Source organism: Emticicia agri (genome assembly GCF_004168285.1).
GTDB classification, from domain to species: domain Bacteria; phylum Bacteroidota; class Bacteroidia; order Cytophagales; family Spirosomataceae; genus Emticicia; species Emticicia agri.
Window position 1 is genome coordinate 40,345 of sequence record NZ_SEWF01000001.1, and the last position, 18,386, is coordinate 58,730.

Here is an 18,386-nt window from a genome sequence, read left to right on the forward strand (position 1 = left end):
TTGACTTTACAAATTTTCGTGCGTAAGCAACTCCCCTTTAGGCAGGCTTGATTGGTTCTAAAAAAAGTGAACAGAAAAATGTAAAACAGAAAAATGTAAAAGTTACTTTTTGCCAAATAATATCGCAGCGGCGCACCGTTCCAATTTTTACGGTTTACTTTTACAGCAACGGCTGTCGCATTTTACATTTTACATTTTGCGGTTTTTCGATTAAAATTAGAACCAATCAAGCCTGCCCTTTAGGGGTCGGGCGGACGCTGCGCGGGGCGCTTTTACTCCGTCTTCAACGATTTCACCGGATTCATCAAAGCCGATTTAATCGCCTGATAGCTTACTGTCAGGATAGCAATCAGAATAGCAATAACACCTGCCAGCGCAAATACCCACCATTCAATATCAATGCGATAAGTAAAATCTGTGAGCCATTTATTCATCAGCCAATACGCCACCGGACTGGCTATAATTAAGGCTATGGCTACCAATTTAATAAAGTCTTTGGTTAAAAGCGTAGTAATACTCAGCACCGATGCCCCTAATACCTTACGGATACCCACTTCTTTGGTACGTTGCTCTGAAATATAGGTTACCAGACCAAACAAGCCCAGACAGGCAATCAATACAGTAAGAATAGCAAACGTAATAGCTATTTTACCCACTCTTTGTTCGGCACGATACATCTGGTCAAAACTTTCATCTAAAAAATTATAGCTGAAAGGCATCTCAGGTGCCATTGCTCTGTATTTCTTCTCTATTTCATTTACCAGACCTTTCAAATCATCAGTACGTACTTTAAACGCCATCGTCCAGTCGCTTCTGCCTAAGCGCATACTTAAGGGTCCTATGGTTTCGTGCATAGAAGAAAAATGGAAGTTTTCAACCACCCCAACTATCTCATAGTATTTAGTCTGACCTGAATTAGGAGGCCCGTCTGAAGTATATAATTTTTTCCCTATCGGGTTTTCATAACCTAAAATCTTCGCCGCCGCTTCATTGATGAGAATACCACTTGAATCGGAGCCAAAACTTCTGGAAAAATTTCTACCTTTAACAACCTTCATACCCAACGTAGGAATATAGTCATAATCTACCCTCCAGACCTGCATATTAAAGCCATTTTTCATATCCATTACCGCCTCTTTAGAAAAACTGTTATCGTTGCGGGAAGAATTAGACACAGGCAAATAGCCTGCATTTGTGCCATTTTGTACACCTGTCAGTTTCATTACTTCGTTTCTGAATGATTCTGATTTCTGCCCTAAGGCATCTGTGCCATTAACCACTAAAATCTGGTCTTTATTAAAACCCACATTTTTGGTCTGGATATAGTCTAACTGACGATAAACAATGATGGTGCTTATAACGAGGAAGATGGAAGTAAAAAACTGAAAAGTTACCAGGGCATTACGGAAATTACTTTTCTGGAATCCGGCATTTACTTTACCTTTCAATACAACAATTGGTCTGAATGATGAAAGGAAAAATGCCGGATAATATCCTGCCAGAATACCTACCGCAACAGGTAGTAGTACTAAGAAAGGCAAGGTTTTTAAAGCGAATAAAGAACCAAAATTGAATGATTTGGCTGCCAGGTCATTAAAATAAGGCAAGATAGCCCAGGTTAACAATAAAGCTACTAAAAAGGCCAGATAGCTCATTAAGGTTGATTCGGCCATAAACTGACTTATCAAAGTACCCTTTCCGGTACCTAAAACCTTGCGGATACCTACTTCTTTAGCCCGATTAGCCGAACGAGCCGTACTCAGATTCATGAAGTTGATACACGCTAACAGTAATACAAACAAGGCTACTGCCGAGAAGATATACACGTACTGGATATTTCCGTTCACGTCTAATTCAGGAAATCTATCCGATTTCAGATGAATATCTGTCAGCGGTATCAGGCTATATTCCAGTTTATTACCCGATTTTCTGAATTCTTCTATGCTTTTTACCTGCATAAATTCACTGGCCTGCGGAACTACGTATTTAACAATTACCTGCTCCAGTTTTTTCTCAAAAGCCTTGGCATCAGTCCCCTTTCTCAGCACTATATAGGTATGAAAATTATGGCTCAGGAAATTCCCGAATCCATAATCCACATTGTCCATCGAAAATAGCATATCAAAATGGAAATGTGAATTCTTCGGAATATCTTTTATTACTGCCGTAATGTTATACTGTGTTTTTTCCTGAATCCCTACTTCAATACTCTTGCCCAGTACATCTGTTGTGCCAAAATACTTTTTTGCAGTGCTCTCGCTAATCACAACCGTATTAGGTTGGTCTAAAGCTGTTTTGGGATTACCTGCTATTACAGGTAGAGTAAACACATCAAAAAGAGTAGAGTCGGCATACACGACATTATTTTCTGAAATATATTCGTTGCCTTTTTTAACAAATTTAGAACCCTCACTGGCATAGAATCTTACAAATTGTTCTACTTCGGGATAATCTTTTTTTAAAACTGCTCCTGCCGGGTCGGCACTCACAGCCAGTCGTAAATCAGTACCTCCAAATCGGATATCGGCTTGCAGGCGATAAATCCGGTCAGCTTTTTCGTGGAATCTGTCATAGCTGAGTTCGTCAATCACATATAGTCCTATCAGTATAAAACTGCTAAAGCCAATGGCTAACCCTGAAATGTTAATGAGCGAAAATGTTTTGTTTTTCAACAAATTCCGCCAGGCGATTTTTAAGTAATTGCGTATCATAATACCCCTAGCCCCTAAAGGGGGACTTTTTAAAGTTAGAAAATATGTTTCCTTTTCTCCCTATTGTAAACTCGTGCGTAAGCAACTCCCCTTTAGGGGTCGGGGGTACTTTTACTCGGTCTTCAAAGATTTTACCGGATTCATCAAGGCTGCTTTGATTGACTGGAAGCTGATGGTAATGAGGGCAATAATCAGTGCCGAAATACCTGCTATCAGGAATACCCACCATTGTATATTGATACGGCTGGCAAAGTCCTGTAGCCATTGGTTCATGACTGCCCATGCAAGCGGGAAAGCAATTAGTGAGGCGATGATGACTAATTTCAGAAAATCTTTAGAGAGTAATACCACAATGCTTGAAACACTTGCACCTAATACTTTACGTACCCCAATCTCTTTGGTACGTTGCAAGACATTATAAGAAGATAGGCCTAATAAGCCCAAACAGGCCACAAAAATGGCTAACATGGCAAAAAAGCCGAATACTTTTCCGAATAGAATATCTGATTTATATTGTCGGTCGAAATGCTTGTCAAGGAAGAAATAATTAAATGGGTCGTTTGGGAAATAACGATTCCATAGTCCCTGCACTTCTGCTAAAGTACCGCTTACATCATCTGTTCTGAGTTTGATTGAATGAAAGCCGCCATTCTGCAGATTTATTCTCGCAACCATCGGATTAACTGCTCTTTTCAAACTTTCCTGATGAAAATCTGCCATTACACCAATCACCGTTACGGTGTCACCCCCTACTACTACTTTTTCACTGATAGCCTTCTGTGCATTTTCTATCCCTAATGCTTTTACAGCAGACTCATTTAATAGTATGTTTTTCCGATGCTGGTCTTCACCGAATTTTTCAGAGAAAGCCCTGCCTGCTACCATTTTCATATCGTAGGCCGGAACAAAGTCATAGTCCATCGACATGATATACATGGTTGTATTAAATTCTTTCGGTTTACGCATCCATCTTGCCCCATTAGTCCAGTAAACTTCATCACCCGGAACCGTAGAAGACAAGGTAATATTTTCAGCACCTTTTAGTTTAAGCACATCATTCTTGAAAGGCTTGAATGAAGCCTGAAATAAAGAATCCCGTACAGAACTGGCTCCTTCAAGTACAAGTGTCTGAGCAATATCAAGTCCCAGTTTCTGATTACGCATGTACTTTATCTGCTGATATACCACAATGGTGCCGATAATTAAGGCTATAGAAGCCGAAAACTGAGAAACAATGAGTATCCGACGCATAGAAACACCCCCTGTGAGTTTTGGCATGATGCCTTTTAGAACAATAATCGGTTTTATGCCTGACATCACAAATGCCGGATACATACCCGAAAGGAAAGTACCTGCTACAAATACCAATAACATCATGAGCCAGAAACCTACATTATTACTAAAGCTGAAACTGATTTGCTGCCCCAGAAAATTACTGAAATAAGGCATGGCAAAATAAGAAACCGTAAAAGCAAGTACCAATGCAGAAAGATTAAGAATCAGACTTTCCATCATGAATTGCCCTACTAACTGCTCTCTTAATGCGCCCATTACCTTACGCACACCAACTTCTTTGGCACGCTCTAACGAACGGGCAGTTGCCAGATTAATGTAGTTAGTCCAGGCAATAGCCAGTATAAAGAAGGCAATCAGAAATAACCATGATACAGCCTGCCCATTCCCATTCACCTCAGCCTCCTGATTAAAGTTAGCATACAGGTGAATATCTGTCATAGGCATCAGATAGGCCTCTGTCCGGCGATTGCTCTTGGGGTCTCTTTTGGAGTTAATGTATCTATCGCACAAATCCTGCATTTTTGCTTGTACCTGTGCTATGGTAGCGTCGGGGCGTAGTTTAAAATAGGTATAGAAATCGTACCAGCCCCAGGCAGTTTCCGTAGAATTTTCAGTATCTCCTGTCTCTTTAAGAAACTTTCCCAATGTACTGTAAGATACCAGATACTCGATTATCAGGTGAGAATTGGCAGGATAGTCTTTAAACACACCCGTAACCTCAAAAGCACGTGGGTTACCCATGCCACTCACTTTTAATACTTTACCAATGGGGTTTTCATCTGCAAAATATTTTTTAGCGTAGCTTTCTGACAGAATAATCTTTTCAGGGGCATTAAGAGCTGTAGCCGGATTACCCTTTAGCATGGGTATGGTAAATATTTTCAACATAGAAGGGTCGGCAAAGTACCCTTTCTGCTCATTGAATTTGACATTCCGTGCTTCATTGGTCAACAATAAATTGGCATCAATCAGGCGACCTGCTTCTTCAATCTCCGGAAACTCTTTTTTCATCGTCGGGGCAAATGCCGGAAAAACCGTAGCCGATTTCCAGAGCAGTTTCCCCTCGCTGTAATTGTCTATACGTAAGCGGGCAATGCGGTCGGCATCGTCATGAAACTGGTCGAAACCACGTTCATAATTTACATATTGCAGAATCAGCAAACAGCAAGTCATCCCAATAGCCAAGCCGAAGATATTCAGCAAAGTAAATCCTTTTCTTTTAAAAAGGTTTCTTAAAGCGATTTTTAGATAGTTACGTAGCATAATACCCCTAACCCCTAAAGGGGGACTTTTAAAAGATTTGAAAAATTATACCCAAGCCCTTAACAGAGAACTTTCTAAAATTAGATACTATTTATTTGCAGTCCCTAACCTCTAAAGGGGGGCGTTTAAAAGATGATTTTTTTTACTGCGTATAAAGCAATTACTCATGCGTAAGCAACTCCCCTTTAGGGACGGTCCGCCGCGCGGTCGGGGGTTATTCCGTTTTTAATGATTTTACAGGATTTGCTAACGCTGCCTTAATTGCCTGATAGCTTACTGTAAGCAAAGTAACAATTAATGCCACTACAAGCACTAATAAGAATACACCAACACCAATTTCGATTTTATAGGTATAGTCCTTCAACCATTCTTTCATTCCATACCAGGCTATAGGTGAGGCAATGGCACAAGAGATTACTATCAGCTTCACAAAGTCTTTTGAAAGTAAGCCCCATAGATTGGCTACACTGGCGCCTAATACTTTTCTTACACCAATTTCTTTTTTGCGTTGTTCAGCCATAAATGAAGCCAAGCCAAACAATCCTAAGCAGGAGATAAAGATGGCTAATACTGAAATGATAGCGGCTAAATTGCCAATCAGTTCTTCGTAATTGAATTTTCTTAAGTATTCGCTATCGGCGAACTTATAGGCAAACGGGAAGCCCGGATTGTATTTATCAAAAACAGGCTGAATGCGTTTGATGGCGTCGGCGCTTGAAACATTCGGGTTGATTCTTATATTAATAAAATTTACCCAATCTTTCTCAAAAACAATAGTCAAAGGCCTGATGTCGCGGTAAGGAGACTCCATCATGACATCGGATACCACCCCTACTATCCGGCGGTCTTGACCATTCCATTTCACCATTTCTCCTACCGGATGTTTCAATCCCATGCGTTTAACGGCCGCCTCATTTAGAATTACTCCTGTAGAATCAGTCGAAAATTCTTTAGAAAAATCCCGACCTTCTTTTAATTTAACCCCTATTGTCTTTACATAATCAAAATTGGTAGCGATGGTATTAAAAATAGCTGATTTGTCTTCGGGAGTTGAGCCTTTCCACTCCCAACCGCTATTATTACTATAGATGTCGGTTGGAGGAGAATTAGTTTTACAAATAGAAGATACCACGCCAGATGCAGCCAATTCGTTTTGAACTGACTGAAAATTATCACCCAGGTCTTTAGACCATTCTACTGAAATAAGCCCTTTACTATTAAATCCTATCGGACGGTTCTTGGCATGCTGTATTTGTTGATAGATAATTACGGTACCAATCATCAATACAATTGAGAAGGTAAACTGTATTACTACCAGAATTTTGCGAGGTAATGAGGCATTCTTACCCACATGAACACCGCCCTTGAGGATTTTGACAGGGTTAAAAGAGGATAGATAAAGCGCAGGATAACTTCCGGCTAATAAGCCTGTAAATAGGGTAAAACCTAAAATAATTGCCCAAAAAACAGGATTGTCAAACTGAATGGTCATCAGTTTTTCGGTCAGTTTATTAAAATAAGGCAACGAAAGAGCTACTAATAGAAAGGCTACTACCAAAGCCAGAAACGCAATCAGAATAGATTCGCTCAAAAACTGGCCGACTAATTGTGTACGGGCCGAACCAACAGCTTTACGAACACCTACTTCTTTGGCACGCTTTTCTGAACGAGCTGTACTCAGATTCATGAAATTGATACAGGCAATAACCAAAACGAAAATACCGAAAATACCAAAGAGTCTTACATATTTGATGAATCCACCTGATGGTTTTCCATCAGTAAAATCTGAATATAAACGCCATTCCGACATTGAGTGAATGAAAACCTCCGGTTTAATGCTTTTTTGCATTAGCTCATTATCTTTAAAATGGTCTAATACCACATTCTTGATTTTAGCATTCGTTTTTTCAGGAGTCACACCATCTTTCAACTGTACGTAAGTTTGGTGCGAATTGTTACCCCAGTTCGTTTTATGAAATTTAGCAATCCAATCATAAATTTTTTCCTGTAAATGCCAGGGTAATAGGTAATCATACTGAAGCGTGGCATTTTTAGGTTGTTTTTCTACTACAGCTGTTACTTTCAGATTCATTGTATTATCTACTCTCACCACCTTGCCAACAGGGTCTTGTTTACCAAAAAGTGCTTCGGCCGTTTCCTCAGTCAATACAATAGAATAAGGTTCTTTCAATGGGTCTTTATCGCCATTTTTAATCTTTAATGAGAACATATCAATGGCATCCTGGCCAATAAAGTGCCCATACTTCAAAAATTTTTGATTACCAACTACCAACGAGCGTGTACTACCCCAGTCGCACATAGCTACTGCCTTGAAATCGGGGTATTTAGATTTTAACTCTTCTCCCATCGGATAAGGTAAAGCCTCTTGCGTACCTCTGCGTCCATCAAAAGTCTGGTGCATTTTAACCTGATAAAGGGTAGCATAATTAGCATGGTGCTTATTGGCCGACAACTCGTCGTTTATCCAGAGACCAATCATCATGGCAACTGCCATACCTACGGCAAGGCCAAAGACATTAATAAACGAGTAAACTTTGCTCTTGGCAAGGTTTCTCCAGGCGATTTTCAAGTAATTGCGAATCATAATTTTTTAGTTAATGAAAAAGAGTGAAAAGGAAAAATCTTAAGCAAATTTTCCATTCAGTCCTTTTTCATCTTTTATGTTTAAAGTAATATCTTTTACTATAAATAAGATGCGAAAAACAGTCGTCACGTTGCAGAAATCCAGCACATTTTTACACTGACACTCAGTTATTCTATTTCAACAAACCGGCTATTCTTTTCTGCAACCTATTCTGTTTTTAAACTCATTACCGTATTTATCAATGCGCTTTTAATTGCCTGCTGAAAGAACCCGTTAAAAGAAATTTTTCCGTTTTCCTTGCTCCGTTTTCCTTTCTCCAATCATTCTGTTTTCAAACTCTTTATCGGATTCATCAAAGCGGCTTTGATGGCCTGAAAACTAATTGTGACTAACGCTACTGCAATAGCACTAACACCTGCCAGTACAAATACAGGCCAGTTAATATCTACTTTATAAGCAAAGTCCTGTAGCCATTTATCCATTCCCCAATAACCTAATGGAAAGGCAATTAAACAGGCTATCAGAATTAACTTCACGAAATCTATAGAAAGTAAAATCACAATCTGAGATACATTGGCGCCTAATACTTTGCGGATGCCTATTTCTTTGATGCGTTGTTCGGCCGTGAAGGTGGCCAAACCAAACAATCCTAAGCAGGCGATAAAAATAGTAAGCCCAGTGAATATGCCTAAAATGACCCCGGTTTTTTGTTCGGCCATATAGGTTTTATTGAAAAATTCATCAAGAAAACCATAATCAAAGGGCTCTTCTACTTTAAATGCAGCCCATTGGCTTTTCATGTCTTTCAGTAATGTTGGAATATCCTGTGCTTTAACCTTGACAATCAACCCCGAATTGTTTTCAAGAACCATCACCAATGGAGCAATTTCCTCATGCAATGACCTGAAATGAAAATCCTTTACGACGCCAATCACTTTATAGGCTTTCTTATTCCCCTGATTATCAATAAATCTATTGATGGTATGCCCTACGGCATCTTTCCCCCAACCATAAATTTTAGCGACTGTCTCATTGATAATTACTCCTGATGAATCTGTAGCAAATTCTTTTGAAAAATTGCGCCCACTTACCAATTCCATGCCCATTGTCGGAATATATTGGTCATCGACCTGATAGATAATGGTTCTTCTATTCTGATTTACTTTTTCGTCAGGATATGTCCCTGACATATTGTTATTGGTAGGCCCGACAGGCAGATAGCCTGAAACAGTAACATTGAGTACTCTGGGGTCTTTCATAAGCTGGTCTCTGAAAATTAGTTCGTTTTGACCTAATGCCCATGAGTTTCTCAAAACTAATAACTGGTCTTTATTGTAGCCAAGTTTCTTGCTTTGAATATAGGCTAATTGCTGATAAACGATAGTAGTGCCAATAATAAGGGCAATGGAAATCATAAACTGAAAAACCACCAAGCCACTTCTTAAACCTATGGTTTTGCCTGCTGCCATAAACTTGCTTTTCAGAACCGAAGCAGGCTTGAATGAAGAGAGGAAGAACGCAGGATAACTACCTGCCAACAGGCTTACTAATAAGCCAAATAAAACAAGGCCAGTGATTACAAGCGGATAATTATTGAATTGCAGAATTAATTCTTTACCCGATAAATCATTAAATAACGGTAAAGCTATTTTAACTATTACCAAGGCCAATAACAGTGCAAAGAATGTCAGCATAACCGACTCTAACAGAAACTGTCCTATTAATTCATATTTAACAGAGCCTAATACTTTTCTGATACCCACTTCTTTGGCACGTTTAGAAGCTCCGGCCGTAGAAAGATTCATGAAGTTGATACAGGCAATCAGTATCATAAAGATGGCAATTGCACCAAATATATAGACATAGCGCACATCTCCGCCCGGCTCAATACTGACACTAAAATCAGAGTGAAGATGAATATCTGTTAAAGGCTGTAAATGGAATCTGATATCATTACCTTTTTTTCTGAATTCGCTTAAGGTTACGCCCAAAGCTTTTTGTAATTGAGGAGCCACATATTTTTCGACTACCAGTGGCAGTTTGGATTCAAGTTTTTGATAGTCTTGTCCTTTGCGTAACAGCAGATAAGAGAAATAATTAGACTCCATCCAACTGGTACCTTTGGCATCTTCCAGGCTGGTCATTGAACCAAACAAATCAAAATGAAAATGTGAATTGGCAGGTACTTTCTCAATGACACCTGTTACTTTATATACCTGTTTCCAGTCCTTAAAGGTCAACACTTTGCCAATAGGGTCTTCATTACCAAAGTATTTGTTGGCCATTGCCTGAGTAATTACTACTGTATTCGGTTCAAGCAAAGCAGTTTTCGCATCTCCCTTGATAAGCGGGAGCGTGAATATCTGAAAGAAGTTAGCATCAACGTAAGCCAGATTTCCATCTTTGAATGTTTTTTCGCCGACTACGATTTTATGGTAGCCATAGGTTCTTAGTCGTGTAGCATCTTCTACTTCTTGATAATCGTTTTTGAGGGTAGAAGCTGTCGGGGCCATAGTTACAGCTTCTTTCATCTCTTCCCCATTAATCATTCCTTTAAAAACCACACGTACAATCCTGTCTGCCTTTTCATTGTATCGGTCAAAACTTAATTCATCCTGCACAAAAAGCATGATAATCAGGCAGGTAGCAATGCCAATAGCTAATCCCAATACATTGATAGCAGAAAAAACCTTGTTTTTTACAAGGTTACGAAATGCGATTTTTAAGTAATTTTTTATCATAATGTACCCCTAGCCCCTAAAGGGGGACTTTTTTAAAGTTAGATAATATACTTCTCGGCTCCAGTTGGTAATTCATAACCTGAGCAATTACTCATGCGAAAGCAATTCCCCTTTAGGGGTCGGGCGGACGCCGCGCGGGGCTCCAATTATTCCGTTTTCAAACTCTTTATCGGATTCATCAAAGCGGCTTTTACAGCCTGATAACTAACCGTTAATAACGTAATACCCAAAGCCCCCATGCCTGTTACTACAAAAATCCACCATGATATTTCGGTGTGATAATTATATTTTATCAACCATTGATTCATGAAATAATAAGCTATGGGTGCCGCAATCATACAGGAGATAATAACCAGCACTACAAAGTCTTTCGATAGCATACTCCACAAACTGCCAATGCTTGCGCCTAATACTTTGCGGATACCAATTTCTTTGGTGCGTTGTTCGGCCACAAAAGAGGCCAGCCCAAACAGGCCTAAGCATGAGATAAAAATGGCCAACAATGCAAAGAAGGTGGCTAATTTACCAATACGCTCTTCCTGACTGAATTTTTTACCATATTCCTGATCTACAAATTTGTAATCAAACAAGGCAGATGGTACTATTTTGTTAAATACTGCTTCTATTTTTGGTAGCGCTTCACTGGCACTTACATCTGGTTTCATCTTGATTATCATCTGGCTGACATCTGCGTACTTAGGGTCCAGAAAATAGAAAGAACGCTTTACAGGCTCATACGGCGACTGCATCACCAAATCTTTTACCACCCCGATAATCTGCCAGCTTTTGTTCGCTCCTTCATCTGCATTCGTAATAAATTCACCAACAGGATTTTTAAGACCTAAGTATTTTGCTGCTGTTTCATTGATAACTATCGCATTAGAGTCTGTTGCGAATGCGCGGGAGAAGTCGCGGCCTTCTTTAATTTTCCAGTCAACTAATTTACCAAAATCATGGGTTACGTTGATTACTGCAAAATCAGAGGCTAATTCAGGGTCTTTGCCTTTCCAGTTGTATCCTCCGGCATTACTCCATATCTCGGTCAATGGGCTTGAAGAGAGCGCCAGGTTTTCTACTATGCCTGTATTTATCAACTCTGTCTTTATCACATCCTGCTTGCCCTGATAATTCGGGTCATTCAATGATACTTTAATTAAGCCTTCTCTGTTATAGCCTACAGGTCTGTTACGGGCATGCTTAATCTGCTGATACACCACAATAGTTCCTACAATCAGCACTACCGAAACTGTAAACTGCACAACCACTAAAACTTTACGAGGTAATGAAGAAAAGCGACCTAACTTGAAAGTACCTTTCAGCACTTTAACAGGCTGAAAAGATGACAGATAGAATGCCGGATAAATACCCGCCATACCTGCTGTAAATACAATAAATGCCAGGCTGATTGCCCAGAAAACAGGATTAGTAAACGGAACCGACATATCTTTATCTGCCAGATTATTAAACCAGGGCAATGTCAACAACACGAAGCCAATAGCTATGACAAAAGCTAATAAAACCACCAAGAAAGATTCGCTGAGAAACTGTTGAATCAACTGACTTCTGACAGAACCAATGGCTTTACGAATACCTACTTCTTTGGCACGCTTTTCAGAGCGGGCAGTACTCAGATTCATGAAATTGATACAAGCCAACAATAAAACGAATATACCCACAATACCAAATAGCCATACAAAAGTGATACGCCCGCCTGCTACCTTACCATCTTTAAATTCTGAATATAAATGCCATTGTTTCATAGGGTATAAGAAGATACCCGGGTTATATTTCCGCCACTCGTCTGCTATCTGTTTAGGTGCATTTTTATTATAAAAATCTTTTAAAGCTACATTTGCCTGCTCAACCGATACGTTAGGTTGTGTTTGCACATATACATTAAATGAGCTGTTCTCCCATTGGTTTTCACAGGCTTTTACCCAATCGTTTGAAGACACCCATAATGACCACGGTGAGAAAAATTGTACCTCCCTGAAACGGTTGTTTTTGGGCAGATCTTCGTACACGCCTCTCACCACAACATCCATGCGGTTGTCTATTTTCAGATTTTTGTTCAGCGGGTCCTCATTGCCAAAAATAGCTTCTGCAGTAGATTTTGAAAGAATAACCGAATGTGGGTCTTGCAACGAAGCCCCTGAACCTTTCAGCATTTTCAATGATAGCATCTCTATCACATCTCCATCAATAAATTCGCCCCTCTTGGGGTACTTATTGTTGTCAGAAGAAAGTGTATAATCGCCTACCCAAAAGGCTAACAATACGTGTTTGAAATAATGCTTATAATTATTTTTTAATGAAGTACCTAACGGAAATTGCAGCGCAGGGCCACTTCTGGTAATACCTGTATTAGGGTCTGTGCTGATATTGCGAATCTGCGCAATAGAATCATAGTTTTTATGAGATTTATTGTAAGATAACTCGTCATAAATCCAAAGTCCAATCAGTATAGCTACCGACATACCTACGGATAATCCACCGATATTGATGAATGAATAAACCTTATTTTTAGTAAGATTTCTGAATGCGATTTTGAAATAATTGATTAACATAATACACCCCTAGCCCCTAAAGGGGGACTTTTTAAAAGTTTTACAATTTGTATTCTATTCCCCTTTAAATTGTATTGCACGAAAAATCTATCTTAAAAACTTCTCATGCGTAAGCAACTACCCTTTAGAGTCGGGGGTCTTTTAGTCCGTTTTTAGTGATTTCACTGGATTCATTAAAGCGGCTTTAATAGCCTGATAGCTTACTGTTAACAGCGTGAGCATTAATGCTCCTGCCCCTGCTGCGGCAAAAACCCACCACGAAAGCTCGGTGTGATAAGTGTATTTTTCCAGCCAGTTATTCATAAAATAATAGCCTATGGGTGCCGCTATCAGGCATGAAATGATAACCAATAGCACAAAGTCTTTAGATAACATTTGCCAGAGATTGGTTACACTTGCCCCTAAAACCTTGCGGATACCAATTTCTTTAGTGCGTTGTTCGGCTACAAAAGAGGCTAAACCAAAAAGCCCGAGACAAGAGATGAAAATAGCCAGAATAGCAAATAGCGCAGATAATTGACCAATACGCTGTTCCTGAGAGAATTTTTTATTATATACATCATCTACAAATTTATAATCAAAAGAAGCTGAAGGTACCAGTTTGTGGAATACCGCTTCTATTTTAGGTAAAGCTTCGGTTGGGCTGACAGTAGGCTTAATGCGCATGGTCATTTGTTTAGAACCCTTGTTAAAATCTAAAAAGTAAAATGAGCCATTGATTTCGTCGTAGGGAGACTGGATAACCATATCTTTGGTTACACCTACTATCTGCCATACAAATTTACCATCTTCAGTTCTGATGTATTCACCGATAGGGTTTTTCAAGCCTATATGTCTGGCAGCAGCTTCATTCAGGATTACGCCTGCCGAATCAGTTTTATAATCATCAGAAAAATCACGACCTGCTACTACTTTCCAGTTGAGCATTTTGCCAAAATCGGCCGTTACTCTGAATTTATTAAAGCTCGATGGAGTCTCAGGTGCTTTGCCTTTCCAGGTAAAACCGCTTGACCTGTTAGAGATAGAAGTTAAAGTACTATTGGAAAGTGCTACATCTGATACTACACCCGAATTCATCAATTCACTTTTGAACAAATCATACTTGCCTGCGTAATTGGGGTCGTTTAAACTGATAGTAACTAAACCGTCCTGACTATAACCAACCGGACGATTTTTGGCATGCTGAATTTGTTGGTAAACTACCAATGTGCCTATAATCATCACTACTGAAACCGTGAACTGCACTACCACTAATACTTTGCGGGGAACTGCCGCAAAACGACCTGTTTTAAAAGTACCTTTAAGTACCTTGATAGGCTGAAAAGAAGATAAATATAAAGCAGGATAAAGACCTGTAAGGATACCTGTTAAGGCAACAAAGGCCATACCCGCTATCCAGAAATACAGATTGGTAAATGGCAAAGCAATGTCTTTATCTGACAATTCATTAAACCAGCCCAAAGACAAAACCAATATAATACATGAAATTACAAATGAGACTAATACGATGAGAAACGACTCGCTGAAAAACTGACTTACCAACTGGCTACGAACAGAACCAATGGCTTTGCGGATACCTACTTCTTTAGCACGTTTTTCTGAACGGGCAGTACTCAGATTCATAAAATTGATAGACGCCAGCAAGAGCACAAAAACACCAATAATACCAAAAAGCCAGACAAAAGTAATGCGTCCCCCGGTAGGTCGGCCATCCGTAAAGTCTGAATACAGATGCCATTGCTTCATAGGATGCACAAATATTTCAGGCTTATAGGCCTTTATTATTGTATAGAAATCTTTGGGAGAATTTTTAGCATAAAAATCTTTCAGACCAGCCTGCGCTGTTTCAAGGCTAACATTTGGTTGCAATTCTACATAAAGCCCAAAAGAAGTATTATCCCAGGAAGTTACATTTTCTTTTACCCATTCATTTGAGGCCACAAATAAGGCCCAGGGCGTAAAAAACTGTACCTCAGCAAAGCGTGAGTTCTTAGGAATATCTTCATAGACACCTGTTACTTTTACATCAGTTTTATTATCAATCTTAAGACTCTGGTTAATTGGGTCGGCACTACCAAATATAGCCTTAGCCGTAGATTCTGACAGAACAATTGAATGAAGGTCTTTTAAACCGTCATACGAACCTTTCAGCATTTTCAAAGAAAGCATTTCAAGAATACCCGGCTCAACAAAATGCCCTCTTCTGCTCAGATTTTTCTCGCCCACTTTTAATGTATATTCTTCTACTGCCCACGAAGTAAGCACTTTGCTGAACAGATGTTTGTAATTCTCTCTCAAAGCCGTACCCATCGGAATCTGCATATGAGGGCTACCCTCAATTACTCCGGTAGATGGTTCGGTAGAAATAGAGCGTATCTGTCCTATTCTGTCATAATTCTTATGATATTGATTAAAACTCAATTCGTCATACATCCATAGTCCAATCAGCATGGCTACCGACATACCTACGGCCAATCCACCGATATTGATGAATGAATAAACCTTATTTTTAGTAAGATTTCTGAATGCGATTTTGAAATAGTTTAAAAGCATAGTAGTGGGTTAAAGGAAAATGGAGAACGGAGAAAGAAACATACAAGCATAGATTTTACTTCCTCCGTGTTCCTTTCTCCTTTTTTCCGTTATTCTGTTTTTAATGATTTAACCGGATTTACGAGTGCTGCCCTGATTGCCTGATAACCCACAGTAAGTAAGGCTACTACGATGGCACCTAAGCCTGACGCTGCAAAAATCCACCATGATATATCTACCTTGTACTCAAAGTTTTCTAACCATTGAGTCATCAGATAATAAGCAACCGGGCTTGCAATGGCAATTGAAATAAGCACTAATTTCAGGAAGTCTTTACTTAGCAATGCCGTGATACCTAATACGCCCGCGCCCAATACTTTTCTGATACCTACTTCTTTTGTCCGGTTTTCGGTAGTAAAAGTCGCTAATCCGAAAAGACCTAAGCAGGCAATCACAATAGCCCAGATAGATGAGGTAGTGAATATTCTGCTGTATTGCTGCTCGGTAAGGTATTGCTTATTGAAATTCTCGTTCACAAAGAAGTATTCATAAGGATTACCCGGAAAATTAGCTTTATAAATTTTTTCAAGGCTTGCGATTTTATCCTGCATTTTATCAGGCGTAAGTCTTACCGTAAAATAGACTGATGAGTTTTGTGGGTAGAAGATAATAGGGTCTATGGCCTTTTGTACTCCCTGATGGTGGTAGTTTTTTACTACCCCGATAATCTCTAATGGTCTTTCGTCCCACTGAATACGTTTGTTTACTGCTTCTTCTGCCGAAGCAAAACCTAAAGACTGTATGGCCTGTTCGTTAAGCAATATTTTGCTATTTTTATTCCATTCCACATTACATTCGGCCGCAGTAAAGTTTCTGCCAGCTTTTAAATCAATCTCATAGGTTTTCAGGAATCGGTCTCCGATAAGGGCAAAAGAATAGGTTTTCAACTCGTCGTCGGGTTTTGATTTCGGTTGCGTAAACCCTGAGGTGGTGAAATTATACCAACCACTTGGAACACTACCTGAGGCACAATAGTCTTTTACAAAACTTTGTTGTGAAAGGCCGTCAATAAAAGCCGTTTTACGTACCTTATAAGTACTATCCTGACCTACTTCAGGCCCTTTAATAACCAGTAACTGGTTGGTATTCATGCCTAAGTTTTTGTTTTGCATGAAGTGCAACTGGCGGTATATTAGAACCGTACCTAAAATAAGCATGATAGAAATACTGAACTGCGAAACCACCAAGGCTTTGCGTAAGAATATCCCTTTCGATTGTTTGCCTAATTTTCCTTTCAGTGTTTCAATCGGATTGAAGTTTGATAAAACCAGGGCAGTTAAAGCCCCTGAAAGGATTGAACCGATAAGCAGTAAGCCTAAACCGACAATAGAAACCGACGAAAACTGAATAGTTTTAACAGATAATTCCTTACCAATCAGTTCATTGAATAAGGGTTGGAATGAATAGATGAAAAACATAGACAGCCCCAGACCCAATAAATTCACTAAGATTGACTCTCCTAAAAACTGTGCAATCAGGTTCATCTGGGTAGCACCTATTACTTTTCTAACTCCCACTTCATTGGCTCTTTTCAAAGAATTGGCTGTTGATAGGTTAATATAATTAAACCATGCAATCAGCAATATCAGGAAGGCAATACCACCCAGCATATATACGTATTTCAGATTGCCGGTTGTCTGATAATTATCATTCAAAGAGGAAGCTAAATGTACGTTACCTAATGGTTGTAAACGAAACCGAATACCATCATTTTCTTTACCCAATTTTTTGCGCAAAGCAGATAGTTTGTTCTCAAATGTTTTGGGGTCAACACCATTATTAAGCTGGAAATAAGTATTGATGTATTGCGAATCAAGATTTGTCAGTAAAGCCCAGTCGTTGCCTTTCAGATAGCCAGGGTTTTTCATGGTTTCCAAGGAAAACACCATATCGTATCTGATGTCTGAATTATCAGACATATCGGCAAAAACTCCTTCAATGGTATGCGTTGACTGTCCGAACTGGTTATTTAAGGTGAGTACCTGCCCCATTGGATTATCATTACCAAAATATTTTTTAGCAGTTGCTGCTGATAGAAAAACGGTGTTTGGTTTATTAAGCGCTTTGGCATCACCTATTACTAAAGGAAAAGTGAAAAACTCAAAGAAATTCCCTTCTGCAAAGCCAATATTTGATTCACGGAAAGGTTCGCCATTGGTATTTGCTCTTTTTACTACTCCTTTAGATACACCTGACTCAAATCGGCAGAAATCTTTAATTTCAGGAAAATTTTCTTTGGCTTTCAATGCCCAACCGGGTTCTATTTCTGTCCAGGTTACCCCATGAATATCTTCATTCAGTAAACGATAGGTACTTGATAGGTTTTTATGAAAATGATTAACGCTTTTCTCCAGACTGATGTATTCCAGAATGAATAAAAAAGCAGTAATACCCATAGCCAAACCAACAATATTGATAAAGCTATACACCTTGTTACGAACAAGATTTCTAAAGGCGATTTTTAAATAATTGCGTATCATACACACCCCTAGCCCCTAAAGGGGGACTTTTTTAAAAGTTAGAAAATATGCCCCAACCGCGCGACGGTCGCCCTAAAAGGGGAGTAAAAAATAAGATGCTACTCATGCGAAAGAAGCTCCCCTTTAGGGGC

7 protein-coding genes are annotated in these 18,386 nt (G+C 39.3%); all 7 read right to left on the bottom strand.

From position 1 onward, the window contains the following. Positions 1-272: 272 nt before the first annotated feature. On the bottom strand, positions 273-2,711 hold the full coding sequence (locus tag EWM59_RS00180) for an ABC transporter permease (protein ID WP_130018896.1): 2,439 nt from the start codon (positions 2,709-2,711) through the stop codon (positions 273-275). A 111-nt stretch (positions 2,712-2,822) separates the two neighbouring features. Beyond that, the gene (locus tag EWM59_RS00185) at positions 2,823-5,270 is read right to left on the bottom strand and encodes an ABC transporter permease (protein WP_130018897.1); all 2,448 of its coding nucleotides are present in this window, start codon (positions 5,268-5,270) and stop codon (positions 2,823-2,825) included. Positions 5,271-5,484: 214 nt separating this feature from the next. Then, positions 5,485-7,875, bottom strand: a complete 2,391-nt coding sequence (locus tag EWM59_RS00190; RefSeq protein ID WP_130018898.1) for an ABC transporter permease — start codon at positions 7,873-7,875, stop codon at positions 5,485-5,487. Positions 7,876-8,195: 320 nt separating this feature from the next. Next, the gene (locus EWM59_RS00195) at positions 8,196-10,616 is read right to left on the bottom strand and encodes an ABC transporter permease (RefSeq protein ID WP_130018899.1); all 2,421 of its coding nucleotides are present in this window, start codon (positions 10,614-10,616) and stop codon (positions 8,196-8,198) included. 146 nt (positions 10,617-10,762) lie between these two features. Then, complete coding sequence (locus tag EWM59_RS00200) at positions 10,763-13,183, bottom strand: ABC transporter permease (protein WP_130018900.1); 2,421 nt, start codon at positions 13,181-13,183, stop codon at positions 10,763-10,765. A 141-nt stretch (positions 13,184-13,324) separates the two neighbouring features. Further along, positions 13,325-15,736, bottom strand: coding sequence for an ABC transporter permease (locus EWM59_RS00205; protein ID WP_130018901.1), 2,412 nt, complete (start codon positions 15,734-15,736; stop codon positions 13,325-13,327). Positions 15,737-15,825: 89 nt separating this feature from the next. Next, a complete protein-coding gene (locus tag EWM59_RS00210; protein ID WP_130018902.1) occupies positions 15,826-18,255 on the bottom strand; it encodes an ABC transporter permease in 2,430 nt (809 codons plus the stop codon). Positions 18,256-18,386: the final 131 nt, after the last annotated feature.